Origin of the sequence: Sanguibacter sp. Z1732 (assembly GCF_051020515.1) — a bacterium.
Lineage (GTDB): Bacteria > Actinomycetota > Actinomycetes > Actinomycetales > Beutenbergiaceae > CALKWS01.
The window spans coordinates 917,024-941,517 of the sequence record NZ_CP194857.1; the positions used below are offsets into that span (position 1 = coordinate 917,024).

21 protein-coding genes, 3 pseudogenes and 1 riboswitch are annotated in these 24,494 nt (G+C 70.0%); of the genes and pseudogenes, 18 read left to right on the forward strand and 6 right to left on the reverse strand.

Annotated elements, in window-relative coordinates; genetic code table 11:
* Window positions 1-26: 26 nt before the first annotated feature.
* Together ACRRRO_RS04980 and ACRRRO_RS04985 are read right to left on the reverse strand one after the other, a co-directional pair.
* Entirely contained in the window at window positions 27-701 is a 675-nt protein-coding gene (locus tag ACRRRO_RS04980; RefSeq protein WP_434081158.1) for a CE1759 family FMN reductase, read from the reverse strand.
* A gap of 18 nt (window positions 702-719) precedes the next feature.
* Entirely contained in the window at window positions 720-1,919 is a 1,200-nt protein-coding gene (locus ACRRRO_RS04985) for an LLM class flavin-dependent oxidoreductase (RefSeq protein ID WP_424796599.1), read from the reverse strand.
* A 257-nt stretch (window positions 1,920-2,176) separates the two neighbouring features.
* A riboswitch (TPP riboswitch) is annotated at window positions 2,177-2,274 on the forward strand.
* Here ACRRRO_RS04985 and thiM point away from each other — a divergent pair.
* The 3 genes from thiM to thiD all read left to right on the forward strand — a co-directional run bounded on the left by thiM (window position 2,263) and on the right by thiD (window position 4,643).
* Complete coding sequence (gene thiM / locus ACRRRO_RS04990) at window positions 2,263-3,147, forward strand: hydroxyethylthiazole kinase (RefSeq protein WP_424796600.1); 885 nt, start codon at window positions 2,263-2,265, stop codon at window positions 3,145-3,147. Its footprint overlaps the riboswitch before it by 12 nt.
* Window positions 3,148-3,816 carry a thiamine phosphate synthase gene (thiE, locus tag ACRRRO_RS04995; protein ID WP_424796601.1) on the forward strand — a complete coding sequence of 223 codons (669 nt, stop codon included), beginning with the start codon at window positions 3,148-3,150 and terminating at the stop codon, window positions 3,814-3,816.
* On the forward strand, window positions 3,813-4,643 hold the full coding sequence (thiD, locus tag ACRRRO_RS05000; RefSeq protein WP_424796602.1) for a bifunctional hydroxymethylpyrimidine kinase/phosphomethylpyrimidine kinase: 831 nt from the start codon (window positions 3,813-3,815) through the stop codon (window positions 4,641-4,643). The genes thiE and thiD overlap by 4 nt, the downstream gene beginning before the upstream one ends.
* Before the next feature lie 3 nt (window positions 4,644-4,646).
* On the opposite strand, the gene ACRRRO_RS05005 is transcribed toward thiD, so the two are convergent.
* Both ACRRRO_RS05005 and ACRRRO_RS05010 read right to left on the reverse strand, forming a co-directional pair.
* Window positions 4,647-6,101, reverse strand: coding sequence for an aminobutyraldehyde dehydrogenase (locus tag ACRRRO_RS05005; protein WP_424796603.1), 1,455 nt, complete (start codon window positions 6,099-6,101; stop codon window positions 4,647-4,649).
* Window positions 6,102-6,113: 12 nt separating this feature from the next.
* Entirely contained in the window at window positions 6,114-7,463 is a 1,350-nt protein-coding gene (locus tag ACRRRO_RS05010) for a nucleotide disphospho-sugar-binding domain-containing protein (protein WP_434081159.1), read from the reverse strand.
* 183 nt (window positions 7,464-7,646) lie between these two features.
* Here ACRRRO_RS05010 and ACRRRO_RS05015 point away from each other — a divergent pair, with 183 nt between their 5' ends.
* Both ACRRRO_RS05015 and ACRRRO_RS05020 read left to right on the forward strand, forming a co-directional pair.
* Window positions 7,647-8,888: a hypothetical protein gene (locus ACRRRO_RS05015; RefSeq protein WP_434081160.1), complete on the forward strand. Its 1,242-nt coding sequence runs from the start codon at window positions 7,647-7,649 to the stop codon at window positions 8,886-8,888.
* Between the two features lie 7 nt (window positions 8,889-8,895).
* Entirely contained in the window at window positions 8,896-9,879 is a 984-nt protein-coding gene (locus ACRRRO_RS05020; RefSeq protein ID WP_424796606.1) for an SIS domain-containing protein, read from the forward strand.
* A 45-nt stretch (window positions 9,880-9,924) separates the two neighbouring features.
* On the opposite strand, the pseudogene ACRRRO_RS05025 reads toward ACRRRO_RS05020, so the two are convergent.
* Window positions 9,925-11,156 (reverse strand): annotated as a pseudogene (locus ACRRRO_RS05025) (NAD(P)/FAD-dependent oxidoreductase).
* Between the two features lie 373 nt (window positions 11,157-11,529).
* Here ACRRRO_RS05025 and ACRRRO_RS05030 point away from each other — a divergent pair.
* Complete coding sequence (locus ACRRRO_RS05030; RefSeq protein WP_424796608.1) at window positions 11,530-12,924, forward strand: NAD-dependent succinate-semialdehyde dehydrogenase; 1,395 nt, start codon at window positions 11,530-11,532, stop codon at window positions 12,922-12,924.
* A 69-nt stretch (window positions 12,925-12,993) separates the two neighbouring features.
* Here the strand turns inward: ACRRRO_RS05030 and ACRRRO_RS05035 are convergent, their stop codons facing one another.
* On the reverse strand, window positions 12,994-13,683 hold the full coding sequence (locus ACRRRO_RS05035; protein ID WP_434081161.1) for a YczE/YyaS/YitT family protein: 690 nt from the start codon (window positions 13,681-13,683) through the stop codon (window positions 12,994-12,996).
* A gap of 100 nt (window positions 13,684-13,783) precedes the next feature.
* Between ACRRRO_RS05035 and ACRRRO_RS05040 the strand changes: the two genes are divergently transcribed.
* The 12 genes and pseudogenes from ACRRRO_RS05040 (at window position 13,784) to ACRRRO_RS05095 (ending at window position 24,438) form a co-directional block, all read left to right on the forward strand.
* Window positions 13,784-14,230, forward strand: coding sequence for a GNAT family N-acetyltransferase (locus ACRRRO_RS05040; protein WP_434081162.1), 447 nt, complete (start codon window positions 13,784-13,786; stop codon window positions 14,228-14,230).
* An 80-nt stretch (window positions 14,231-14,310) separates the two neighbouring features.
* A complete protein-coding gene (locus ACRRRO_RS05045) occupies window positions 14,311-15,387 on the forward strand; it encodes an NAD(P)/FAD-dependent oxidoreductase (protein ID WP_424796611.1) in 1,077 nt (358 codons plus the stop codon).
* An 84-nt stretch (window positions 15,388-15,471) separates the two neighbouring features.
* Window positions 15,472-15,534 (forward strand): annotated as a pseudogene (locus ACRRRO_RS05050) (hypothetical protein); the annotation flags it as partial.
* A gap of 44 nt (window positions 15,535-15,578) precedes the next feature.
* A complete protein-coding gene (locus ACRRRO_RS05055; protein WP_434081552.1) occupies window positions 15,579-15,839 on the forward strand; it encodes a VOC family protein in 261 nt (86 codons plus the stop codon).
* 194 nt (window positions 15,840-16,033) lie between these two features.
* On the forward strand, window positions 16,034-17,812 hold the full coding sequence (locus ACRRRO_RS05060) for an ABC transporter substrate-binding protein (RefSeq protein WP_424796613.1): 1,779 nt from the start codon (window positions 16,034-16,036) through the stop codon (window positions 17,810-17,812).
* A gap of 7 nt (window positions 17,813-17,819) precedes the next feature.
* Window positions 17,820-18,773: an ABC transporter permease gene (locus ACRRRO_RS05065; RefSeq protein WP_424796614.1), complete on the forward strand. Its 954-nt coding sequence runs from the start codon at window positions 17,820-17,822 to the stop codon at window positions 18,771-18,773.
* Complete coding sequence (locus ACRRRO_RS05070) at window positions 18,773-19,768, forward strand: ABC transporter permease (protein ID WP_424786477.1); 996 nt, start codon at window positions 18,773-18,775, stop codon at window positions 19,766-19,768. The genes ACRRRO_RS05065 and ACRRRO_RS05070 overlap by 1 nt, the downstream gene beginning before the upstream one ends.
* Entirely contained in the window at window positions 19,765-20,607 is an 843-nt protein-coding gene (locus ACRRRO_RS05075; RefSeq protein ID WP_424796615.1) for an ABC transporter ATP-binding protein, read from the forward strand. Before ACRRRO_RS05070 ends, ACRRRO_RS05075 begins: the two co-directional genes overlap by 4 nt.
* On the forward strand, window positions 20,607-21,545 hold the full coding sequence (locus ACRRRO_RS05080) for an ATP-binding cassette domain-containing protein (RefSeq protein WP_424796616.1): 939 nt from the start codon (window positions 20,607-20,609) through the stop codon (window positions 21,543-21,545). The genes ACRRRO_RS05075 and ACRRRO_RS05080 overlap by 1 nt, the downstream gene beginning before the upstream one ends.
* Before the next feature lie 114 nt (window positions 21,546-21,659).
* Window positions 21,660-23,249: pseudogene (locus ACRRRO_RS05085) on the forward strand (DUF885 domain-containing protein); the annotation flags it as partial.
* Window positions 23,246-23,788 carry an amidohydrolase family protein gene (locus ACRRRO_RS05090; protein WP_434081163.1) on the forward strand — a complete coding sequence of 181 codons (543 nt, stop codon included), beginning with the start codon at window positions 23,246-23,248 and terminating at the stop codon, window positions 23,786-23,788. The pseudogene ACRRRO_RS05085 and the gene ACRRRO_RS05090, both read left to right, overlap by 4 nt.
* Window positions 23,734-24,438 carry an amidohydrolase family protein gene (locus tag ACRRRO_RS05095; RefSeq protein WP_434081553.1) on the forward strand — a complete coding sequence of 235 codons (705 nt, stop codon included), beginning with the start codon at window positions 23,734-23,736 and terminating at the stop codon, window positions 24,436-24,438. Before ACRRRO_RS05090 ends, ACRRRO_RS05095 begins: the two co-directional genes overlap by 55 nt.
* The last annotated feature ends 56 nt before the right edge of the window (window positions 24,439-24,494 follow it).

A 24,494-nucleotide genomic window follows, 5' to 3' on the forward strand; every position in this document is an offset into this window, starting at 1 on the left:
GCCCCGCCGTGGCCGCCGACCAGTACTCACCATTCCCGGTGCGATAAGGCGCCCGCGGCGGGTACGGACCTCGGCTGAGCGTTGCTCAGAGTTTGGAGAACATCGCCTCGAAGGAGGGGACGTCGTCGTACAGGTCGCCCGGGGGTCTCGTCCCGGGCCGCCACGAGTTCGGCGAGTTCGCGACCGGCCCGGCTGATCCGGGCCGGGAGCGGATTGACGTCGTCGGCCTGACCGGACCAGTCGTCGGTGGCGACGAACACCGCGGTGGTGACCACGTCGGTCCGCAGGTAGGTGAACATCGGCCGGATCGCGTACTCCAGCGCCAGGGAGTGCCGCGCGGTACCGCCGGTGGCCCCCAGCAGTACCGGCATCCCGGTCAGGGCCTCCTTCTCGATGATGTCCACGAAGGACTTGAACAACCCCGACGCTCCGGTGGTGTAGATCGGGCTGACGGCGATGACGCCGTCGGCGGCGGCGAGGCGCTCCAGCACTCCCTTGAGGTCTCCGGAGGGGAACCCGGACAGCATCGCGTTGACGGTGTCGTGGGCGTGGTCGCGCAGTTCCACGACCTCCACCTGCGCCTGGACGCCGCGGGCCTTGAGTTCACTCACGGCGGCCTCGACCAGCCGGTCGGTGAGCAGCCGGGTCGAGGAGGGCTTGTTCAGGCCACCGGAGATGGCGACGATCGTGCGGGTAGTCATCAGGGGTGAGTCCTTTCTTCAGAGTCCGAACGCGGCGCCACGCTGGGCGGCGCCGGCGGCGGCGGTAGCGACGTCGTCCTCGGCTCGGCGGCCGGTCCAGCGGTCCTCGCCGGCCACGTGCTGGCCCTGGGACGTGCCGGCCTCGGCGACCTGGGCCACCCGGTCGGCGTGGCTGGGCGGGTTCGAGGGGACATGCGCGGGACGGGCTGCCTCGTTGATCTCGCGCAGCGCCGGCACGATCTCCTCGGCCAGGATGTCGATCTGCTCCAGCACCGTCTTCAACGGCAACCCGGCGTGATCGATGAGGAACAACTGCCGCTGATAGTCGCCCACGTGCTCGCGCATCGTGGCGTAGCGGTCGATGATCTGCTGCGGTGAACCCACGGTCAGGGGGGTCTCGCGGGTGAAGTCCTCCATCGAGGGTCCGTGACCGTAGACCGGGGCGTTGTCGAAGTAGGGCCGGAACTCGTTCCACGCGTCCTGGGAATTCTTCCGGGCGAAGAACTGTCCGCCCAGGCCCACGATCGCCTGGTCCGCCTTGCCGTGGCCGTAGTGCTCGAAGCGCTTCCGGTAGAAACTGACCATCTTCTTGGTGTGGTCGATCGGCCAGAAGATGTTGTTGTGCAGGAACCCGTCGCCGTAGAAGGCGGCCTGCTCGGCGATCTCGGGGGTACGGATGGAGCCGTGCCACACGAACGGCGGCACCCCGTCCAGCGGGCGGGGGGTGGCGGTGAAGCCCTGCAGCGGAGTGCGGAACTTCCCGTCCCAGTCCACCACGTCCTCGGTCCACAGGCGGCGCAGCAGGGCGTAGTTCTCGATCGCGAGGTTCACGCCCTGGCGGATGTCCTGGCCGAACCAGGGGTAGACCGGGCCGGTGTTACCGCGGCCCAACATCAGGTCCATCCGGCCGTCTGCGAGCACCTGCAGCATGGCGTAGTCCTCGGCGATCTTCACCGGGTCGTTGGTGGTGATCAGGGTGGTCGCGGTGGACAGCGTGATGTGCTTGGTGGTCCCGGCCAGGTAGCCCAGCATCGTGGTGGGCGAGGAGGCCACGAACGGCGGGTTGTGGTGTTCACCGGTGGCGAAGACGTCCAACCCCGCCTGATCGGCGTGCTGGGCGATGGTCATCATCGCCCGTACCCGCTCGGTGTCGTTCGGCGTGTGACCGGTGCTGGGGTCAGTGGTGACGTCACTGACGCTGAAGATTCCGAACTGCATGGTGCAGGCCTCTCAAGAAACTCGATGCATTTGCATATACACCCCTACAAACATCACCGCCACCGGATCTATTCCGGCACACTGCCGCCCTCGAGAACGAGCGTTGTGGTCGACGGCGACGTTCCTACCACTCGCCCTCGACCGCCAGGGTCGCCCTCGGCGGTGGTGGTTGCGGTGAGGGCGGCGTGGGTGGCGGCGGGGGGGCGGCCGGTGTGGGGTGACCCGACCTTCTGCGGGGTGGGGTTGTTAGACTCGGAGATCACGACACGGGGTGCCGCCCACCGCGCGGCTGAGATGACACCCGTCGAACCTGCACTAGTTCGTACTAGCGAAGGGAATGTCCATGACTGATGTCTCCGGTCACACCGAATCGGTAGGCCTTCCGGAGGCGGTCGACGTGACAGAGCAGGCCGCGCACCTGCTGCGAGCCCTGCGGGAGCACAGCCCGTTGGTGCACAACATCACCAACCACGTGGCTACGAACTTCTCCGCCAACGCGTTACTGGCGATCGGGGCGGCACCGGCCATGGTGGACACGGCCGAGGAGGCGGGGGTGTTCGCCCCGATGGCTTCCGGACTGCTGATCAACCTGGGCACGTTGTCCCATCAGCAGCGCGACGCCGGCCGGGCGGCGGTGAGCGCCGCGAGCGAAGCCGGCACCCCGTGGGTGCTTGACCCGGTGGCGATCGGAGCCCTGCCGTTGCGCACCGGTTTCGCCGCCGAACTGCTCGCCGCCGGGCCCACGGCAGTGCGCGGCAACGCCTCGGAGATCATCGCACTGGCAGGCGCCGGGGCCGGTGGGCGCGGGGTGGATTCCGCAGACGACACCGACACAGCCGCCCCGGTCGCCGCAGCCCTGGCCCGCGAGACCTCGATGGTGGTGGCGGTCTCCGGTGCGCGTGACCTCATCACCGACGGGTCAGCGGCCATCAGGGTCGATAACGGCCACCCGCTGCTCACCCGGATCACCGGCGCCGGCTGCGCACTCGGCTCGATCATCGCCGCGATGCTCGGTGCCCGTGGGACCACCAGCGCGCTGACCGCGGTAGCCGCCGCGCACGTGGTCTACGGCATCGCCGCCGAACAGGCTGCCACCGACGCTCACGGCCCGGGCACGTTCCTGCCCGCGTTCCTGGACGCACTGGCCGGCATCACCCCGGAGCAGGTGATCGAGCAGGCTCGGGTCGAGGTGCTGGCGGCACCGGCGCCGGACCCGCAGGAGGCCTGAATGCAGCCGGGCATCTACCTGGTCACCGACCGCGAGTTGTGCGCACCGCGCGGCGTGCCCGCCACGGTGGCAGCCGCGGTGGCCGGGGGGGTGCACACCGTGCAACTGCGGGACAAGGAGGCCGACCTGGACGATCACCTGCGTCAGTTGACGCACCTCGCCGAGGTGATCGATGGCCGGGCGCGCCTGCTCGTCAACGACCGGCTCGACGCCGTCGTCGCCGCACGCAGCCGCGGCCTGCCGGTGCACGGGGTGCACCTGGGGCAACTCGATGACGCAGCGGTCGCGGCCCGTGCGGAACTGGGACCGGAGGCGATCGTCGGTCTCACTGCCAATACAGTCGCGCACCTAGAAGCCGTCGCCGCCCTACCCGGGGGCACCGTCGACTACCTGGGAGTGGGGGTGATCCGGCCGACGACGACGAAGACCGACCACCCGGACGCGCTCGGTATCGAGGGGTTCGGCCGGTTCGCCGCCCGGACGCCGCTGCCGTGCGTGGCGATCGGCGGCGTGCGGCCCGAGGACGCCGGGCCGCTGCGGCGGGCCGGGGCCGGCGGGGTGGCAGTGGTCTCGGCGTTGTGTGCGGCGCCGGATCCCGAGACGGTGGCCCGGGGGCTGCGTACCGACTGGGACGCCGCAGGATCCGGCCCGGGCAAGGCCGGCGCATGAGCATTCCGCGCGTCTTGTCCATCGCCGGATCCGACCCCTCCGGGGGCGCGGGGATCCAGGCGGACATCAAGTCGATCGCGGCCAACGGCGGATACGGCATGGCGGCGGTCACTGCGCTGACCGCACAGAACACCCGCGGGGTCCGGGGTGTGCACGTCCCCCCACCGCAGTTCCTGGTCGACCAACTCGAGGCGATCAGCGAGGACATCCGGGTCGATGCGGTCAAGATCGGGATGCTGGCAAACACGGCCACCATCGAGGTGGTCACCGGGTGGCTGGAGCGCAGCACGGCAGCCTACGTGGTGCTCGATCCGGTGATGGTGGCCACCAGCGGAGACCGACTGCTGGACGCCGATACCTCCGGGGCGCTGTCCGGCCTCATCGCACGGGCCGGGTTGATCACCCCGAACATCCCCGAACTGGCTGTGCTCGCCGAAACCGAGACCGCTGGGGACTGGGAGGAGGCAACGGCGCAGGCGCGCCAGGTGGCCAGGAAGTACGGGGTGAGCGTGCTGGCCAAGGGCGGGCACCTGCCCGGGGAACGGGCCACCGATCTGCTGGTCTGGCCCGGTGGCAGCGTCACCCAGGTGTCCTCGGCGTGGATCGACACTCCCAACACCCACGGCACCGGTTGCTCGCTCTCCTCGGCGATCGCTACCCGGGTGGTCGAGCGTGAGGGCGACTGGGAGTCCGCCGTGCGCGTGGCCAAGGCCTGGCTCACCACCGCCCTGGCCGCTGCCGATGACCTCCAGGTCGGCTCCGGCCACGGCCCACTGCACCACTTCGCGGGCTCACCCGGGGCCGGTCGCCGCGCCCGGCGCGGGTGAGCCTCAGGCGGGCCGGAACCCGGTGGTCTCCGGGGGCACCTGGTGCCGGATCATCACGTGCCGCGTCACCGAGTAGTCCAGCACCGGTTCGATGCTCATGTCCTTGCCGAAGCCTGACCCCTTCACTCCCCCGTGCGGGGCCTCCGAAGCGATCGGCAGGTGGTCGTTGATCCAGGTCACCCCCACCTCCAACCGGTGGCTGACCCGGATCGCCCGGGCCACATCGGAGGTCCACACCGAGGAGGCCAGCCCGTAGGCGCTGTCATTGGCCAGAGCCACCGCCTGCTCCTCATCGTCGAAGGGCAGCGCCACCAGCACCGGTCCGAACACCTCGCCCTGGACGAGTTCGGAGTCCTGCGCGGCGCCGACCACCAGGGTGGGCGGGTAGAAGAACCCCGGCCCTTCCAGCGGCTCCCCGCCGGTGAGCACCTCGCCCCCCTGGCTCACCGCGCGAGTGACGAAGCCGTGCACCCGCTCCCGGTGGGCGGCGGAGATCAGTGGTCCGATGTGGGTCGCTGGGTCGTGGGGGTCCCCGGCCACCACGGTTTCCATGACGGCCCGCAGGGCATCGACCCCCTGATCGAAGATCTCCCGCTGCAGGTAGACCCGGGTCGCGGCGGTGCAGTCCTGACCGGTGGAGTAGGTGGCGCCCATCGCCACCGCGTGGGCCATCTGGGCGATGTCGGCGTCGGAGAAGACCACCGCCGGGGCCTTGCCGCCCAGTTCCAGGTGCACCCGTTTGACGCCCTCGACCGCCCCGCGCATCACCGCCTTGCCGGTCTGGGTGGACCCGGTCACGCTGACCATGTCCACCCCGGCGTGCCCGGCCAGCGCCGCGCCCACATCACCGTCTCCGGCGACCACCCCGAGCGCCCCCTCGGGCAGCCCGCACTCGGCGGCCAGTTCGGCGATCCGAACGGTGCTGCTCGGCGTCAACGGGGCCGGTTTGATCACCACCGAGTTGCCCGCGGCCAGTGCGGGTCCGATCTTCCACACCGCCATCACCAGCGGGAAGTTCCACGGGGCGATACTGGCCACCACCCCCACCGGGCGGCGCACCATCATCGAGGTGTACCCGTCGGAGAACACCCCGGCCCCGGTGCCGTCGGTGGAACGGGCCGCCCCGGCGAAGAAGCGTAGGTTGTCCGCGGCGAACGGGATCTCCCCCTCGGCCACCACGGTCCACGGCTTACCGGTCTCGGCCACCTCCAACGCCGCCAGTTCATCGGTGTGCGCCTCCAGCGCATCGGCGAGCCGCAACAGCACCCGCGCGCGTTCGGAGGGGGTTCGCCCGGCCCAGTCCGGCGCCGCCGCACCCGCGCTCGCCACGGCGGCATCGACGTCGTCGATCGTGGACAGGCGCACCGTGCGGGTGACCTCCCCCGTGGCGGGGTTGATCAGGTCCAGGAGTGTGCCCGCGGCGGCCGAGGGCCGTTCGGTGGAGACGGAGTCAGTCATGGGCCGAGCCTCTCACGAGCCCGGTGGCTCGGGGGTTCGCGCACGCCATGAGCCGGCTCGCTCCGCCACACCCTCCCGCCCGATCTCGACCAGCAGGTCCGCCGCCCTGTGCAAGCCGCGCCGGGCCCGGATCCGCTCCCCGATGCGCTCGGCCTCGGCCCGCATCGCGGTGTCGGCCAGCAGGTCCGCCACCGTTTGGCGCAGTTCGGCGGCGCTCACCCGGTAGGTGTCCACGCGCCGTCCCAGGCCCTTCTCGTGCACGCGTTGGGCGTTGTCGTACTGGTCCCAGAACAGCGGCATCAGCACCATCGGCTTCCCGAAGTGCAGCGACTCGGTGACGGTGTTGTTGCCGCCGTGGGTGACCACCAGGTCCACCTTCGGGATGATCGTGGTCTGCGGGAGGAACTCCGCGCCCCACATGTTGTCGGCGAGTTCGATCTCGGCGTGCAGCGGGCCCTTGGAGACGATGATGTGATAGTCGGTCTCGGCCAGGGCGGCGATCACGCTGCGCATCAGCCCCACGTCGGCGCCCCCGAGGGAGGAGCCGAGGCTGAAGTAGATCAGCGGTTTGGATCCGTCCAGGAAGTGCGCCGGGATGTCCGCCTCGGCCTCGGTCTCGCGCACCGCCGAGTCGATCCGGTACCAGGTCGAATCCAGCGGACGGGCGTCGGTGTAGTCGATCTCGGCGGGGTACAGGTACAGGTTGCGGTCACCGGCGTGGCTGAACTCCAGGTAGGGCAGCGGCGGAGCACCTTGTTCCTGCACCCACGCGTTGAAGTCCTCCCACACCTCCCGGTGGGAGCGCTCGTAGGCCTCGCGGAAGGTGGCCCAGCCTTCCCGGTCGTCCTGCCCCAACCCGGAGAACACCGGGGCGATGTTCTCCCCGGGAACCTCCAGCGGGTTGCAGGAGACCACCCGCACGTACTTCGCCGGGGAGGTCATCAGGGCGGGGAAGGTGAGCACGTTGTCCAGGATCGTCACGTCGGGCTGGTTACGCTCGACCACCTCTCGCAGCGCCGGTGCGGAGTACTTCACCCCCTCGATCAGCGCCTCCAGGATCGGGCGACTCACGGTGGTCAGTTGCTCCTGGGTGCTCTTGAGGAACTCCGGGGAGATCTCCTGGATGTAGTTCTTCCAGAATGCCCCCGCGTCCTGCTCGGCCTCGTCCTGCGCTGGTGGCTCCAGGTCCACCAGGTCCTCGACGAACCCGTGCGGACTGAGTTGGCCGGCCCAAGAGGATTCCGACGCGAAGACCACCCGGTGCCCGCGGCGCACCAGTTCCTTACCGACCCCGATGCAGTTGTTCGTCGGCCCGTAGGCACTCTCCGGTAGGAACAGGAAGGTCAGGGATTCTCTTGTCACGGAGGTCTCCTCATCGATGTGCGCCTGGCTGCGCAAGCCTAGCCCGAGCTTGAACGTCGCCGCTGCCCCCACGCGCGTCAACGCCTGCTCCCGTCCGACAGCGGGCGGGACCTGAGAGGCTGTGGCCCATGGACGTGGTGAGGACCCGGCACGGGCGCCTGGCGCTGGACGAGGACGACGCGGGTGCAGGCGCTCAGCGCCCGTGGTGTGCCGGCCCGTGCCGGCGACGGACTGGCTGCGGACCTGGTGAATGCCATCACGGCAGGGCCGGCCGACGACGACGCACCCGCGCCGTCTGCAGGCGCCGCCTCCGTAGCACCCACCCCGCCCGACCAGGCCCGCGCGGCCGATCTGCCGGCCACCCCGGGGCATGTGGAGATCACCCGGCCCGGCCAGAACGCGACCGGACCGTCCGCCGCCGGTCCTGCGCCGGCGGCCGGTCCTGCGCCGTCGTCCGCCGGCCGGTCACGACCTCTCACCGGCGCGGACGAACGCGATTTCGGGGTGGACATGACCAACTGGTCGGTCGCCGTGGGGCAGTCCGTGGTCAAGGTGATCCACGCCTGGGGCAGCGCCGACCGGGCCGGGGTGATCCTGGACCACCTGGCCTCGATCGGCTCGGGCGTCACACCGGCGCTGCGGGGCCGGCTGGACTGGGTGCACCCGCGGGGCCGGGCCACCGTGGCGATGGTCACCGAACTCATTCCCGGCGCCACCGACGGGTGGACCTGGGCGGTCGATGACGTGCTGGCCCACCTGGACGGCGGACCCGAACCCACCTGGCCACGACAGTTGGGAGCGCTCGCGGCCCGGCTGCATACCGACCTGGCCCGGATGGGTCAAGGGCCACCGGCCCATGGCAGACGAGTGCGCGCCGATGCACACGACGCGCTCACCGAGGCCTTGGCGGTCACCGGCGGCGACGCCGGACGGCGCCTGCGCGATCGCCGCGGCGTCCTGGAGCAGGTGCTGGACACCATCCCCGATGACCTGACCGCGCCCACCATCCACCTGCACGGCGACCTGCACGTTGGACAGGTGCTGCGTGCGAACGAGCGCTACTGGGTGATCGACTTCGACGGTGACCCGCAACAGCCCGCGGCTCAGCAGCACCGTCGCGACCTGGCGGCGCGGGACGTGGCCCATCTGCTCACCTCGGTGGAGCTGGTGGCCTCAGTGTGTGCGCGACGACGCGACGGCGCGGAGCAGACCCTGCGCACCTGGGCCGGCGCCGGGCGTGCACAGGTGTTGGCCGCCTACCGGGCCGAGTTGGCGGCGAGACAGTCCTGCGGACTCCTCGACGCCGCAGCGCTGGAAGGGCTGATCGTGGCGCAACTGTTGCGCGAACTGACCTATGCCGCCACGTACCTGCCCCGCTGGCAGTACGCCGCCGACACCGCGCTGACCTTCCGCTACGGGGGATGATGGTGCCATGGACGTCACCCGCTTTCACGAAGACCTTGCCCTCGTCCCGCACCATCTGGAATCACTTGCCGGGGCACTCGAGGCGGGCCTGCCCGGTGTGGACCTGCTTCCGGCGGCCAGCCGGGTCCTGGTGCTGGGGATGGGATCCAGCGCCTACGCGGCCGGGTTGGTGGCTCAGGCCGCCCGCGCGCAGGGGGTCGCGGTGGAGGTATCGCTGGCCAGCGCCGAGCTGCTCCCACCCCCGGCGCCGGACCTGGTGGTGATCGCAGTCTCGGCCACCGGCGGCAGCGCCGAGGTACTGCACGCCGTCACCCGTTACGCCGGGACCGGCCGGCTCGTGGCGGTGACCAACAAGACCGACTCCCCCCTCGCCGAGGTGGCGGACGTCCTCGTCCCCCTGACCGCGGGGGTGGAGGCCTCCGGCGTGGCCTGCCGCACCTTCCGGCACACGGTCGTGGTGCTGTCGGAGGTGTTGCGAACCTACGGGTTCACCCCGACCGTGGCGCCGGCGGTGAGCGCTCGCCGGGCTGCCGGCGCCAACGCCGAGTTGCTCGAGGGGGCCCCGGCCTGGCTGCCGCAGGTGAGCAGCACGCTGCTGGGACCCCACGGCACGTTCCTGCTGGCCCCGCTCGAGCGGCTGGCCAGTGCCCAGCAGGGTGCGTTGATGATGCGGGAGGTACCACGCCGGCCGGCGTGGGCCAGTGAGACCGGCGACTGGGCACACGTGGACCTGTACCTGGCCCGCACCCTGGACTACCGGGTGCTGCTGTTCGCCGGTTCCCGCTGGGATGGCCAGGCCCTGGACTGGTTGGAGCACCGCGGTGCCACGTTCGTCTCCGTGGGAGCGGACCTGCCCGGCGCCGCGCACGTGGTGCGCTACGCCGGGGATGAGGACCCGCTGCTGGCGGTGCTCAGCGAGGTGCTGGTGGCCGAACTCGTGGCGGCACGGTGGCACGAGGCGGACCCGGACTTCACGTGGAGCGGCCGGTAGGTCAGAGCGCTGACCGCTACGGGTTGGCCCTGCCGACAAGGTGGGTCAGGAATCGAATCCCACGCCGAAGCGGTCGGCCAGGCGCAGCAGGAAGGTGTCCCGGCCGTCGTGGCGGGCGTCGGACTTGGCCACCGCCCGGCGCATCAGCTGGATCAGCGGATAGGCCAGCGGCTCCGGTGGCACCGGCATCGGTTTGGAGCCCACCATGGCCAGCCGGGTCCGCGGGGTCTCATCGCCCTCGAGCAGGTCGAGCATGGTCTCGGCACCGAACCGGGTGGCCCCCACGCCCAGCCCGGTGAAGCCGGCGCTGTAGGCCACATGCCCGCCCATGGCGGTGCCGTGGAATGCCACCAGGTTCGTGGACATGTCGATCATCCCGCCCCAGGCGTGGGTGAAGGTGATGTCCTGCAGTTGCGGGAAGGTGCTGAGGAAGTGATCGGCCAGGCGTAGGAAGGTCTCGGGTCGTTGCTCCTGCGCGCCGCGCACCTTGCCGCCGCGGTGGTAGATCGCGTCGTAGCCACCGAAGAGGATCCGGTTGTCGGCGCTCTTGCGGTAGTAGTGGAACTCGCGGGAGGAGTCGGTGATCCCGTGCCGGCCGGTCCAGCCGATCGCCTCCAGTTGGGCGTCGGTGAGCGGCTGGGTCATCAACGCGTAGTCGTAGATCGGCACCGAGAACCACTGGTTCCGGGCCAACAGCGCTGGGAAGCCGTTGGTGGCCAGCGCCACCTTCCGCGCCCGGATGGTCCCGCCGTCGGTACGCACTGAACGTCGCGGCTGGACCGGACCAGGCCCCGCACGGGGGTGTGCTCATAGATCTGCACGCCCAGGTCCAGACAGGCCCGGCGCAACCCCCAGGCCAGTTTGGCCGGATGGACGAAGGAGTACCCATCCTTCTTGAACCGGCCGGCCAGGTACAGCGGTGAGTCGACCTGCTCGCGCACCTGGTCGCGGTCGAAGAATCGCGAGTCCGGGTCCGGCGAGGCGTGAGCTGCGGCGCGCAGCGGGTCCACCTGGTGTTCCTCGGTGGCCACCACCAGGATGCCGGTGTTCTCGTACTCGGCATCGATGCCGTACCGCTCGATGGACCGCTCCAGGCCGCGGAAGTTCGCCCGGGCCACCTGCTCGATCGCGGGCAGCTCGCCGGCGAAGTGGCGGGCGCCGTTGACCTCGCCATGGGTCAGGCTCATTTCGCAGAAGCCCCCGTTGCGGCCGCTGGCCGCCCAGCCCGCCTGGCGCGCCTCCAGCACGATCACCGACCGGCCGGGGTCACGTTCCATGGCGATCAAAGCCGCCCACAAGCCGCAGTATCCGGCACCGACCACCACCAGGTCCGCGCGGGCGTCACCGCTCAGGGCCGGGCGCGGAGCCGGCCGCGCCGGGGAGTCCAGCCAGAACGGGGTGGGGCTGGCGCCGGTGATCTTGCTCTGCAGCCACGCGGCGTCGTGTTGCAGGTCGTGGCCATAACCACGCGGCGTTGACGTACTCACTGCGCCACCTCCGCCGACCGTGCGGTGCTCACTGAGGCAGCCGCGTCATCTTTACTTTACCTACCGCCCTGGTCAGGATGGCACCGACGGCGGGGTCGGTGCATACCGACCCCGCCGGGCCGGCGTTCCGCCGGCATCATCGGTCTGATCCCAGGAGCATCCCATGACGACGTCCCCTGCCTACCGCACCCAGAACCCGGCCACCGGGGAGGTGCTGGCTACCTACGATTTCGCCACCGATGACCAGATCGCGGAGGCGCTGGCGGCCTCGGCGCAGGCATTCGGCGAGTTCGCCGCGAGACCGATCGAGGAACGGGCCGCGATCGTGGCCCGGATCGGTGAGTTGTTCACCGAGCGCGCGGATGAGTTGGCGACCACCATCACCACCGAGATGGGCAAGCCGATCGCCGAGTCCCACGAGGAGGTGGAGTTCTGCCGGGACATCTTCTCCTATTACGCCGCCGAGGGGCCGGGCCTGGCCGCCGACCGGGTGCTCACCGAGGCCGACGGTGCGCGCGCCGTGATCCAGCGCCGCGCACTGGGCCCGTTGCTGGGGATCATGCCGTGGAACTACCCCTACTACCAGGTGGCCCGGTTCGTGGCGCCGAACCTGATGCTGGGAAACACGATCATCCTCAAGCATGCCGAGATCTGCCCGGCCTCGGCCCTGGCGGTACAGCGCCTGTTCCATGACGCCGGGGTGCCGGCGGGGGTGTACCAGAACCTGTTCGCCACCCACGAGCAGGTCTCCACCATCATCGCCGACCCGCGGATCCAGGGGATCTCCCTGACCGGCTCTGAGCGGGCCGGAGCGGCCGTGGCCGAGCAGGCCGGGCGGCACCTGAAGAAGGTGGTGCTCGAACTCGGTGGGTCCGACCCCTATGTGGTGCTGTCCAGCTCGGACCCGCGGGCGGCGGCACGCGAGGCGCTGGCAGTGCGGATGGAGAACACCGGGCAGGCGTGTAACTCCAACAAACGCATGATCGTCCTGGCCGATGTGTACGAGGAGTTCGTGGACGAACTGCGCACCCAGGTAGCGGCGTTGACCCCGGCCGATCCGGCTACGGGCGCCGAGGGCACCTACGGGCCGCTGTCCTCGCCGTCGGCCGCTGCGTTGTTGCTGGAGCAGGTGCGCGACGCGGTCGACCACGGCGCCACGCTGCACGTGGGCGGGACCCACCTGGACCGGCCGGGCAACTACGTGGCCCCGGCGGTGCTGACCGACATTCCCGCCGGCGCCCGCGCCTACCGTGAGGAACTGTTCGGACCGGTCGCCGCGGTGTACAAAGTGGCCTCGGAAGAGGAGGCGCTGCGGTTGGCCAATGACTCCCCCTACGGCCTCAGCGGCACCGTGTTCGCCACCGAGCCGGGCCGGGCAGAGGCCTTCGCCGAGCAGATGCAGGTGGGGATGGCCGGGGCGAACGCCCCGGCACCCGAGACCGCGGACATGCCCTTCGGTGGGGTCAAACGCTCCGGCTACGGACGCGAGCTGGGTCCGCTGGGCATGGATGAGTTCGTGAACAAGCGCCTGTTCTACGTCGAGTCCGCCCAATCCTGACCACTGCGAGAGGTTGCGGTTCGGGCCTCAGGCGCGGGTGGGGCGCGGCGCGTGAATCAGGCGCGGGTGTCAGGAGCGGGTGGGCGCGCGCGAACCCTGGCCCGGGTGCACCGGGGGCAAACGCACCGCCAGGAAGGGCAGGAAGGTCTGGGTCAGCGGGCCGATCGCCAGGGCGAACAGCACCGTGCCGACCCCGACCACGCCCCCGAGCATCCACCCGGTGAGCACCACGATCACCTCGATCCCGGTGCGCACCACGCGCAGGCTCACCGGTAGCAGCCGGGCCAGCGCCGTGCTCAGGCCATCGCGCGGTCCCGGCCCCAGCTGGGCGCCGATGTACATCGCGGTGGCAATTCCGTTCAGGACGATGCCTCCGACCATCATCGGGATCCGGGCGGCCAGGGGCTCTACCGCCGGCACCACCATCAGCGCCAGGTCCAGCACGATCCCGACCCAGATCGCGTTGGCGATCGTGCCCACGCCCGGCATCTCCCGAAGCGGGATCCACAGCAACAGCAACAGCAACGACAGGCCGATGAGGATCGTGCCGATACTCAGCGGCAGGTGCCGGGACAGGCCGTAGTGGAGCACGTCCCAGGGCATCATGCCCAGGCCCGCCTGGATCATCACCGCGAGGGAGACACCGAACAGGGTCAGCCCCAGAAAGAGCGTCCCCAAACGCAGCGGCAACCGTCCGGCCCGCAACTGCTGGGCCGGGGTCATCCGCCGCAGACCCAGATCCTCCAAGGAACGACGCACGATCGGCCATGCTGCCACACCCCGCTTCCCTGTTGCCGGGCGTCTCACCGGGCCGGGGGCGCGGTGAGGGGCAGCAGCACAGCCAGTACCCTGGCCGATCATGATCGTGCGTGTGGCGGTGCCGGCCGATGTCACCGCCGCGCCCCGCCGCGAACCTCCCGGCGCCGCGGCCGCCGTCGGGGACGACGCGCGCCGGCGCGCCGGGGAGGCGACCTACCTGGTGGCCCGCGAGGCCGATGAGGTGATCGGTGGTGTGCTGGTGGCCCGCGGCGAGTTGCGGCACCTGCAGGTTGACTCCCGCGCCCGGGGGCGCGGGGTGGGCACCGCCTTGATCGCAGCCGCCGAGGACCTGCTTCGCGAACAAGGTCACGACCACGCCACCTTGGGGGTGGAACTGGGCAACCACCGGGCCCGCGCCCTGTACCTGCGCCTGGGTTACGTCGCCACCGGACGCACCGAAACCGTCAGTTCAGTTACGCCTACGTCGCTGAGGACGGCACGCGCCGCCGCGCCACCGAGACCAACGAGGAACTGCGCAAGGACCTGAGGTAGTCAGCGGTTGACGACTCCCCCGGTCGCCCCGACGATGAACGCCTAGGCCGGTATCCGCGTACCCCAGGAGGCACTATGGCCGACGTCGCCGTCGTCGGTGCCGGCATCGTGGGCCTGGCCGCCGCCTACGCCGCGCGGCAGCGCGGGGCCGATGTCACTGTGTACGAACCGGCCGCGCCGGGCAGCGGGCAGTCCGCTGGGTGCTCGCGGATCTTCCGCCACGCCCACGACGATCCGCGCATGGTGACCTGGGCGGTGCGCAGCCGCCACATCTGGCGCCAGTGGGAACGCGACTTCGGCACCGAACTGCTCTCCGCTGACGGCGCACTGTCGCTAGGTGATGGTGCCCTCGACAAACTCCGCATCCTGGCCGGCATCGAGGGCGTCGAAGCTGCCCGGGTTGATCCGGATCAGGTCGCTCGAGCCCTCCCGATCCTGGCGCCCTACGACGGCCCGGCCGTTCTCGATACCGGCGGCGGATCGATCCGCACCGAGACCGCCATCGCGGCACTGACCGGGGCGCTGCACCAAGGCCTCGTCGGAGAGCAGGTCATCACCATCGGTCCCGCTGGTTCCCGGGTGGAGGTGCGCACCCTGACCGGTCGGCGCCGGCATGATCATGTGCTGGTCTGCGCCGGCGCCCGCACGGCCGAACTGGTGCCCGACATGGCTATCCCGGTGCGTCTCAGCGCCCATGTCCGTCTGACGTTCGCGGTGACCGGGGGAGTTCGGGAGCGACTGGCGACGCTGCAGGACTCCAGCGGGGCGTTCGGCGCAACCGGGGTCTACGCCGCAGCCCACCCCGGCAACACCCGCTACTCCCTGGGCCTGAGCAGCACCACCGACCTCACCGCCCCCGGAGGTGCGCAGCGCCTGGCCGACCTGGCCGAGCAGGCCCGGGCCTACGTCGCCACGGCCCTGCCCGGATTGGACCCGGACCCGGTGGGGCACGTGCACTGCTGGGTCACCGAACTGCCCTGGGGCTCCGACGGCGTCGGCGTGTGGCAGGGACCCGGGGTGAGCGCCGTCGTCGGGCACAACCTGTTCAAGCAGGCTCCCGCCCTCGGGCAGGCGTTGGCCCAGGCTGCCCTGGGCGAGGATCTGCCCGCCGACCTGGCGCCGGCGGCCCGGTTGGGGGGGCCACCCCACTAGCCACCGGCTGGCCGTACCGCCACCGGGTGGTCGCTGCGTGGTTACCGCCCATGAGAACGGAGGAGCATCATGGAACGACCGTCGATGAGACTCACCTCGATCACGATCGGTGCCCCGGAGCCGGCGGCGCTGGCCGCCTTTTACGCCGACCTGCTCGGACTGCAGGTCACCAGTGAGGAGCCCGACGGCGGCTGGGCCCAGATCCGCGCCCCCGAGGGGTCCGGGCCTACGCTGAACGTCGAGTTCGAACGTCACCACACCGCCCCCCGGTCTGGCCCGCCCGCCCCGGCGCACAGGTGGCCACCCAGCACCTGGACATCTGGGTGCAGGACCTGGACGCGGCGGTGCGATGGGCGCTCCGGTGCGGGGCCGTCGAGGCCGAGGTCCAACCCCAGCCGCAGGTGAGCGTCCTGATCGACCCCGCCGGCCACCCCTTCTGCCTGTTCACCTGAGCCAACGCGATGACGCGCGTGCCGGCCAAGGCCGGTAGCGGCTGAGTGCGCCCGGGCGCGCCGAGACCCACAACTTCCCGCCCACCGGTAAACCACGATCACGGACAGGTAACGCTTGCACGACGCCCTTGACCATGCCCGGAGGCTGCCCCACTATGTGACATACCACTCACCCAAAGACGGAGTTCAGGACTATGAAGTCAACTCGCAGCAAGGCCCTGGGGGCGCTGCTCATCGCCGGCGCACTGGCGCTCGGGGCCTGTTCGAACGGAGCCGGCGCCGGCACCGGCAACGGTTCGACCGGATCGGGGGACGACTCCGGCGGCGAGTCGGAGGTGACGCTGACCGAAGCCGGTTTCGCCCTGCGCACCCCCGCGGCCAGCCCCGGCGGGACCGTCACCGTCCTCGGCGCGGTGGACTTCTCCCACCTGGACCCGACGATGGGTAACGACGGCAACGTCAACAACTTCTACCACCTGATCTACCGCCACCTGACCAACTACGTCTACGACCCCGAGACCGAGGAGATGACGCTGGTCGGGGACCTCGCCGAGGACCTGGGCACCCCGAACGAGGACGCCACCGTGTGGACCTTCACCCTGCGGGAGGGCCTGCGGTACGAGGACGGCACCCCGATCACCTCCCACGATCTGAAGTACGCGCTGGAACGGTCCATGGACCCCGGCCTGGCGATCGGTTCGGACCTGCACATGGTGATCGACGGTGCCCGCGAGTACGCGGGCATCTACGACGCCCCGGAGGGCCTGGACTCGATCAGCACGCCCGATGACCGCACGATCGAGTTCACCCTGGAGCGGCCGTTGGCCGACTTCAACGCCGTGGCGGCCAACCCACCGTTCACCCCCTTCCCCGACGGCGAGGTGGACGTGGAGCAGATCGACGTCCAACCCATCGCCTCGGGTCCCTACCGGGTGGAGTCCTACGAGCGCGGCTCGCACGTCTCCCTGGTGCGCAACGAGGAGTGGGACCCGGAGACCGACCCGGTCCGCGCGGCGCAGCCCGATGCGTTCGAGTTCGTCTTCGGCCTGGATCCCAACACCATCGACCAGCGCGCGCTGACCGGACAGGGGGATGACCGCAACGCGGTCATCTCCAGCACCAACCCGCTGCTGCCGGCCAGCCTGGGCCGGGTGCTCGATGATGAGACGCTGCGGGAGCGCACCATCCAGATCCTGCCGACCTGCACCACGTTCCTGACCCTGAACACCACCAAGGACGTGATGTCGGACCTGACCGTGCGGCAGGCCCTCAACTACGCGATCGACCGGCAGAGCGTGATCACCGCCACCGGCGGGCCGGCGGTCGCCGAGGTCGCTACCGAGATGCTGCTGCCCACGGTGCCGGGCCGGGAAGAGTTCGACCTTTACCCGACCGACAACTCCGAGGGTGACCCCGAACTCGCCCGCAGCATGATCGAGGAGGCCGGCTACGACGCGGACGAGTTGTCCTTCGTCATGGACGTGCGCGGCATTCCGAAATGGCAGGCACAGGCTGAGGCCGTCCAGCAGTCCCTGCAGGCTGCCGGGATCAGCGTGGAACTGAACGTCATCGACGGCGCAACCTACTACGAGGCGATCGGCACCCCGGCCCAGCAGAACGACATGGCCATCTACGGCTGGTGCGGTAGCTGGCTCTCCGGTACCCCGCTGCTGACGCCGCTGTTCGACGGCACCCGGATCTCCGAATCGGGCAACACCAACATGTCCCAGTTCGACGAACCCGAGATCAACGACCGGTTCCGCGAGATCGAGATGATCACCGACATCGACGAGCAGAACGCTGCCTACGCCGAGTTGAACCGGGAGATCATGGAACACGCCCCGGTGGTGCCGCTGGTACGGGAGACCCCCTTGCAGATGGTGGGGGAGAACGTCGGCGACGCCTACGCCCACGCCGCCCGCACCGGGTACATCGACTACGCCTCTGTTGGTCTGATCGACCCAGAGGGCTGAGTCTTCGATGACCCTGAGCACCCAGCTCACGGCGGAGGAACATCTCGGCCCCGAGGAGGACGCGGAGCAACCCGGCAAGCGCAGCAGCGCGATGCGCCGGGCCCTGCTCCGCCCCTCCGCGGTGCTGGCGCTGAGTTTCCTGGGGATCGTGGCCCTGATGGCGATCCTCGCGCCGGTGCTCACCTCGATCAGCGGCTCGGGTCCACTGGAGTTCCACCAGGACCAGTTGGACCCGGCCCGCGGGGGCCTCCCGGAGGGGCGCTACGGCGGCATCTCCGCCGACCACTGGTTCGGTGTGGAACCGCTGAACGGGCGCGACATCTTCGCCCGGATCGTCTACGGCGCGCGGATCTCCCTGACGATCGCGGTGGCCGCGGCCGTCCTGACCACGGCCCTGGGCGTCACCCTGGGGGTGCTCGCCGGGTTCCTGCGCGGGGTGGTCGATCAGGTGATCTCCCGGATCATGGACTTCTTGATGGCCTTCCCCGCGCTGATCTTCATGATCGCGATCCTCTCGGCGATCCCGGGCGGGAACCGGCCCCTGATGCTGGTGCTCGTGCTGGCCATCTTCGGTTGGCCGGCGATCGCCCGAGTCGTGCGCGGCCAGGCGATGTCAGTGACAGAACGGGAGTTCGTCGAAGCGGCCCGAGCGGCTGGGGCCAGCAGGCTCCGGATCGTCTTCCAGGAGGTGCTGCCGAACCTGGTGGCCTCGATCATCGTGCTGGCGACCCTGTCGATCCCGAACTTCATCGCCACCGAGGCGGGCCTGTCCTTCCTCGGTGTGGGGGTGCAGCCGCCCACGGCGTCCTGGGGGCAGATGGTGGCGGCGGCCGTGCCCTGGTACGCCTCCCACCCACTGTTCTTCATCTTCCCCGGCATCTTCCTGACCTTGACGGTGCTGTCGTTCATGGTGCTCGGAGACGCCCTGCAGAAGGGTCTGGCGAGGGGGGCGCAAGGCTGATGCTGACCTACCTGATCCGGCGGCTGTTCGCAGCCGCCGTGGTGTTGTTCGCGGTGGTGCTGTTCACCTTCATCATCTTCTTCTGGCTCACCCCGGACCCGGCAGCGAGCATCTGCGGGCAGACCTGTTCGGCCGAACGTATCCACGACATCCGCACCCGCCTGGGACTGCAGGACCCCTTCCTGACCCAGTTCTGGACCTTCCTGTCCGGAATCTTCGTGGGCCGCTCCTACGGCACCGGTGCCTCCGCGGTGTTCTGCGACGCCCCATGCCTGGGGTACAGCTTCCAGACCCGCCAGTCGGTGCTGACCATGATCGCCGACCGGTTCCCGGTCACCGCGACCGTGGCGATCGGCGCGGCGGTGCTGTGGCTGTTCGCCGGGGTGAGCGCCGGCCTGGTCAGCGCGGTCAAGGCCGGCAGCTGGTGGGACCGTGCGGCGATGGGCACCGCCCTGGCCGGGATCGCGCTGCCGAACTACTTCGTGGCCCTGATCCTGCAGTACCTGCTGGTGGTACAACTGGGCATCCTGCCCTTCCCCTCTGCCGTGCCGTTCAGCGATGACCCGGTGCGATGGTTCCAGGCCTACCTGATGCCGTGGGTGGTGCTCTCGCTCATGTATGCCGCGATGTACACCCGGCTGACCCGGGCCAACGTGCTGGAGACCCTCTCGGAGAACTTCATGCGCACCGCCCGGGCGAAGGGTCTGTCCCGCGGCCCGTTGCTGACCAGGCACGCCCTGCGACCCTCACTGACCCCGGTGTCCACCCTGTTCGGGATGGACTTCGCGGCCCTGCTCGGTGGGGCCCTGATCACCGAGACCGTGTTCGGCCTGAACGGGGTGGGCAAGCTCGCCTACGACGCGATCAGCACTAACGACCAACCGGTGATCATGGGTGTGACGATCGTGGCGGGTGTGGCCGTGGTGTTGATGAACATCGTGGTGGACCTGCTCTACCCGGTGCTGGACCCGCGCGTGCGGACGGCCGTCTCATGAGCCCGCGCCGTACGACCGCCGAGGCTGGTACCGCTCCCACCACCGCGCCCCTGCTGGAAGTGCGGGACCTGACCGTGGAGTTCGGCGAAGCGCGCCGGGCCACCGCCGTGGTGGACGGGGTCTCGTTGCATGTGCAGCGTGGCCGCACCCTGGGTGTGGTGGGTGAGTCCGGGTCCGGCAAGTCGATGACCTCCTTGGCCCTGATGGGCCTGCTCCCGGTGGGGGCGCGGGCTAGCGGCAGTGTCGTCTTCGACGGTGAGGCGCTGCTGGGCCGAAGCGATGCGCAGATGCGCCGGCTGCGCGGGAACCGGATCTCGATCGTGTTCCAGGACCCGCTCTCCTCCCTGAACCCGTACTACTCCGTGGGCTTCCAGATCGCCGAGGCCTACCGGGCGCACCGCAACGCCTCCCGCAAACAGGCACGCGCGGTGGCGGTCGAGGCGATGGAGCAGGTGCGCATCCCCTCCCCGGCGGACCGGTACGACCACTACCCGCACCAGTTCTCCGGCGGCATGCGCCAGCGCATCATGATCGCCATGGCGCTGGTGTGCGAGCCGGACCTGCTCATTGCCGATGAGCCCACCACCGCACTGGACGTGACGGTGCAGGCACGGATCCTGGAACTGCTCAGCGGACTGCAGGAGCAGACCGGTATCGCGATGATCTTCATCACCCACGACCTGGCGGTGGTCTCCCAGATGGCCGATGACATCCTCGTGATGCGCCACGGCAGACAGGTCGAGGCGGGCCCCGCCGAGCGCATCTTCTCCGCCCCGCAGCACGAGTACACCACCCAGTTGCTGCATGCCACGCCACGCATCGATGGGCAGGTGCACTGATGGGTGAGGTACTGCTCGAGGGCCGCAACCTGGCCAAGAGTTACACCACCAGGGCCAAGGGCCGCCGGCCCGAGACGTTACTGGCGGTCGATGACGTGAGCCTGCGGGTGCACCAGGCCCAGACGTTGGCGGTGGTGGGGGAGTCGGGATCGGGCAAGTCCACCAGCGCCCGGCTGCTCTCCCTGCTCATCCCCGCCACGGCTGGGTCGGTCTACCTCGAGGGCACCGACGTCACCCAGGCCACCGACAGCCATCTGCGCACCTTCCGCCGCAACGTGCAACTGGTGTTCCAGGATCCCTACTCCTCGCTCAATCCCCGCCACGACGTGGAGCGGATCGTGTCGGCACCCCTGCGCTACCAAGGCATCCGCACCAAGGTCTCCTACCGCACCCGGGTGAAGGACCTGATGGCCCGGGTGGGCCTGAACCCCGATCACTCCACCCGCTACCCGCACCAGTTCTCCGGCGGGCAGGCCCAGCGAATCGGGATCGCTCGGGCGCTGGCGGTCAACCCCAAGGTCGTGATCTGCGACGAGGCGGTCTCCGCCCTGGACGTGTCGGTGCAGGCCCAGGTGATCGATCTGCTCCAGGACCTCAAACGCGATCTGGGCCTGAGTTACCTCTTCATCGCCCATGACCTGGCCGTGGTGCGCGAGATCGCCGACCAGGTGGCCGTGATGCACAAGGGCAAGGTGGTCGAGCAGGGCTCGTGCGCGCAGATCTTCGACGCACCCGGCCAGGCCTACACCCAGGAACTGCTCGCTGCCGTACCGCGCATCCCCACCGAATGGGATGCCGCCCGGATCCGCGCCGAGGCAGCCTCGGCAGCCGCGACAGCCGAGACAGACGAGACAGCTGCGGCCGACGAGACAACTGCGGCAGACGAGGCAGACGACGCGGCCACCAGTCAGCGACGAAAGGACGACCAGCACCGATGAGCACCTCCGCCGGAGGCAGCAGCCCCGCCGAGACCGAGTTCCGGCGTATCTCCGAGGCCGAGTGGACCTGGCGGCTCCAGGAACTCGGCAGCCAGTTCTACTACTGGACAGGAGGTCGATGCGCGCCTGCCGGACGTCTCCGCGCCGGCCTGGCAGGCCCGCGGCGAGCACTGGCGCTCGGTCAAGGAGGAACTGGCCGGCCTGGATACCGCAGCGCTTTCGGCGCGTGCCCGGGTGGACCTGGCGGTCTACCTCACCCAGATCGAGGCCCTGATCGCCCACGTGGACCACCGGGTGTTTGAGCGCCCGATGAACTCCGACACCGCGTTCTGGACCGACCATCAGGGCCTGGCCCGGGTCTCGATGACCTATGAGCAGGCCCAGGCGTTCCTGGAGCAGTTGCGCCAGTTGCCGCGTTGGTTCGACCAGCACATCGAGAACATGCGCACCGGCCTGCGCCGCGGGTTCGCCCCACCGAGGGTGGCTATGGCCGGGCGGGAGGGCACCGCCCGCAGTGTGGCCGAGGCCACCAGCGCCGACCAGGTCGCCTACCTGCGTCCGTTCACCGACCTGCCCGCCACGGTCGGCGCCGAACGGCGCAGGGACCTGATCTCGGCTGCTACCGCCGTGATCGAGCAGACGGTGATCCCCGCCTACGCCGCCCTGCTGGACTTCCTCGTCACCGAGTATCTGCCCGGCCTACCCGAGGACGTCTCGGTGGCCGCCACCCCCGGCGGCACCGAGTTCTACCGCGCCCAGTTGCGCGAGTACACCACCACGGACCTGGACCCGCAGGAGGTCCACCGGATCGGGCTGGCCGAGGTCGCTTCGATCCAGGCCGAGATGGCCCAGGTGGCCGAGGAAGCCGGCTTCGACGACGCCGCGGCGATGCGGGAGTTCATGCGCACCGACCCCCAGTTCTACGTGGACACCCCAGCCCAGCTCCTCAAGGAGGCGGCCTGGCAGTGCAAACTGTTCGACGCCGTCGTCCATCAGTTCTTCGGATTGGTCCCGCGCGGCCGGTTCGGCATCATCGAACCGCCGCCGGACCTGGCGCCCTACTACACCGCCGGCCGCGGCGGTCGGGACCGGTACACGCTGAACACCTACTACAACCTGCCCGCCCGGCCGCTGTACGCGCTGCCGGCGCTGACTCTGCACGAGGCGGCCCCGGGGCACGCGTTCCAGAGCGCCTTCGCCGCCGAGGCCGAGCAGAACCCCGACTACCGGCGGGAGGTCTACATCTCCGCCTACGGTGAGGGCTGGGCGCTGTACTGCGAGCGCCTGGGGGTGGAGATGGGCATCTACCGCACCCCGTTCGAGATGATGGGGATGCTCAGTTACCAGATGTGGCGGGCCGCCCGGCTGGTGATCGACCCCGGGATCCACGCCCTGGGCTGGAGCCGGGAGCGGGCCCAGGACTTCCTGCGGCAGAACACCGCGTTGTCCGAGCACGAGATCAGCACCGAGGTGGACCGCTATATCACCTGGCCCGGCCAGGCCGCCTCCTACTACTTGGGGCAACTGGCGATCCTGGAACTGCGCAGGCACGCCGAAGGCACCCTCGGTGAGCACTTCGACCTACGGCACTTCCACGACGTGATCCTCGCCCTGGGCAGCGTGCCACTGGAGGTGTTGCGGACCGAGGTGCAGCGGGCTGTGGCCGCATGGGCCACCCGCGTGCACAACGGCGGTGCACGGTGAGCGGGGCACTGACGATCACCGATGCCGCCATCCTTGACGACGGACGGGTCTCGGCCGCTTCGATCAGAACGGTCGATGGACGCATCGAGGCAGTCGGCGCGGTGGAGCCCCAGGACGGCGACACCGTGGTGCACGCACACGGTCGCACAGTGATCCCCGGGCTGATCGACGCCCACTTCCACGCCTACGGCATCGGTCTGGACGCCTTCGGGATCGACCAGACACCGATGAGCTATGTCGCGCTGGCCGCAGGTCAGCGCCTGCGCCGGGCCCTGGCGCGGGGATTCACCACCGTGCGTGACGTGGCCGGTGGGGACATCGGTCTGGCTCGGGCGATCGAGGCCGGGTTGATCCCCGCGCCGCGGTACTTCTACTCCGGCGCGGCCCTGAGCCAGACCGGGGGCACGGCGATCCTCGTCCGGCGGATCTGGGTTCGTGCGCGTTGTCCGGGCACATCACCGAGGTGGTCGACGGCGTGGACGCGGTGCGCACTGCCGTCCGGGACCGGCTCCGCACCGGGGCACACTGCATCAAGGTGATGGCATCCGGCGGTGTCGTCTCCCCCACCGACCCGATCCGGCTGCCGCAGTACTCCGAGCAGGAACTGGAGGCGATCTGCACCGAGGCCGCCCGACGGCACAGTTACGTGGCCGCACACGCCTACTCACCCGAGTCGATCGTGCACGCCGTGCGAGCCGGTGTTCGCACGATCGAGCACGGCAACCTGCTCGATGCTGCAGCCGCACAGGAGATGGCCACGCACGGTGCCTTCCTGGTTCCGACGCTGGTCGCGTACGACGCGATGAACCGCCGGGGCGCCGCGGTGGGGCTCTCCGAGGACGGTCAGGAGAAGAACCGGCAGGTCTTCCACGCCGGCCAGGAGGCGATCACGACCGCTCGCGCCGCCGGGGTCGCGATCGGGTTCGGCACCGACCTGATGGGTGACCTGGAGGACGACCAGCTCCTCGGGATGCGCCTGCAGATCGAGGCCGACGGCGTGGACAACGTGCTCCGGTCGGCCACCCGGGTGAATGCGGACATCCTAGGACGTGAGGACCTGGGCCGGATCGCACCTGGCGCCGTGGCGGACATGATCATCCTCGATGCCGATCCACGCACCGATGCTGCGGCGCTGTGGGACGAGTCCCGTCCGCGCACCGTGATCCGAGCGGGCACCGTGGTGGGCTGAGTCCCCGGACCTCTTCGCCGTTCAGTTCGGCGCCGGCGGGTATGTCCGCTCCTCGC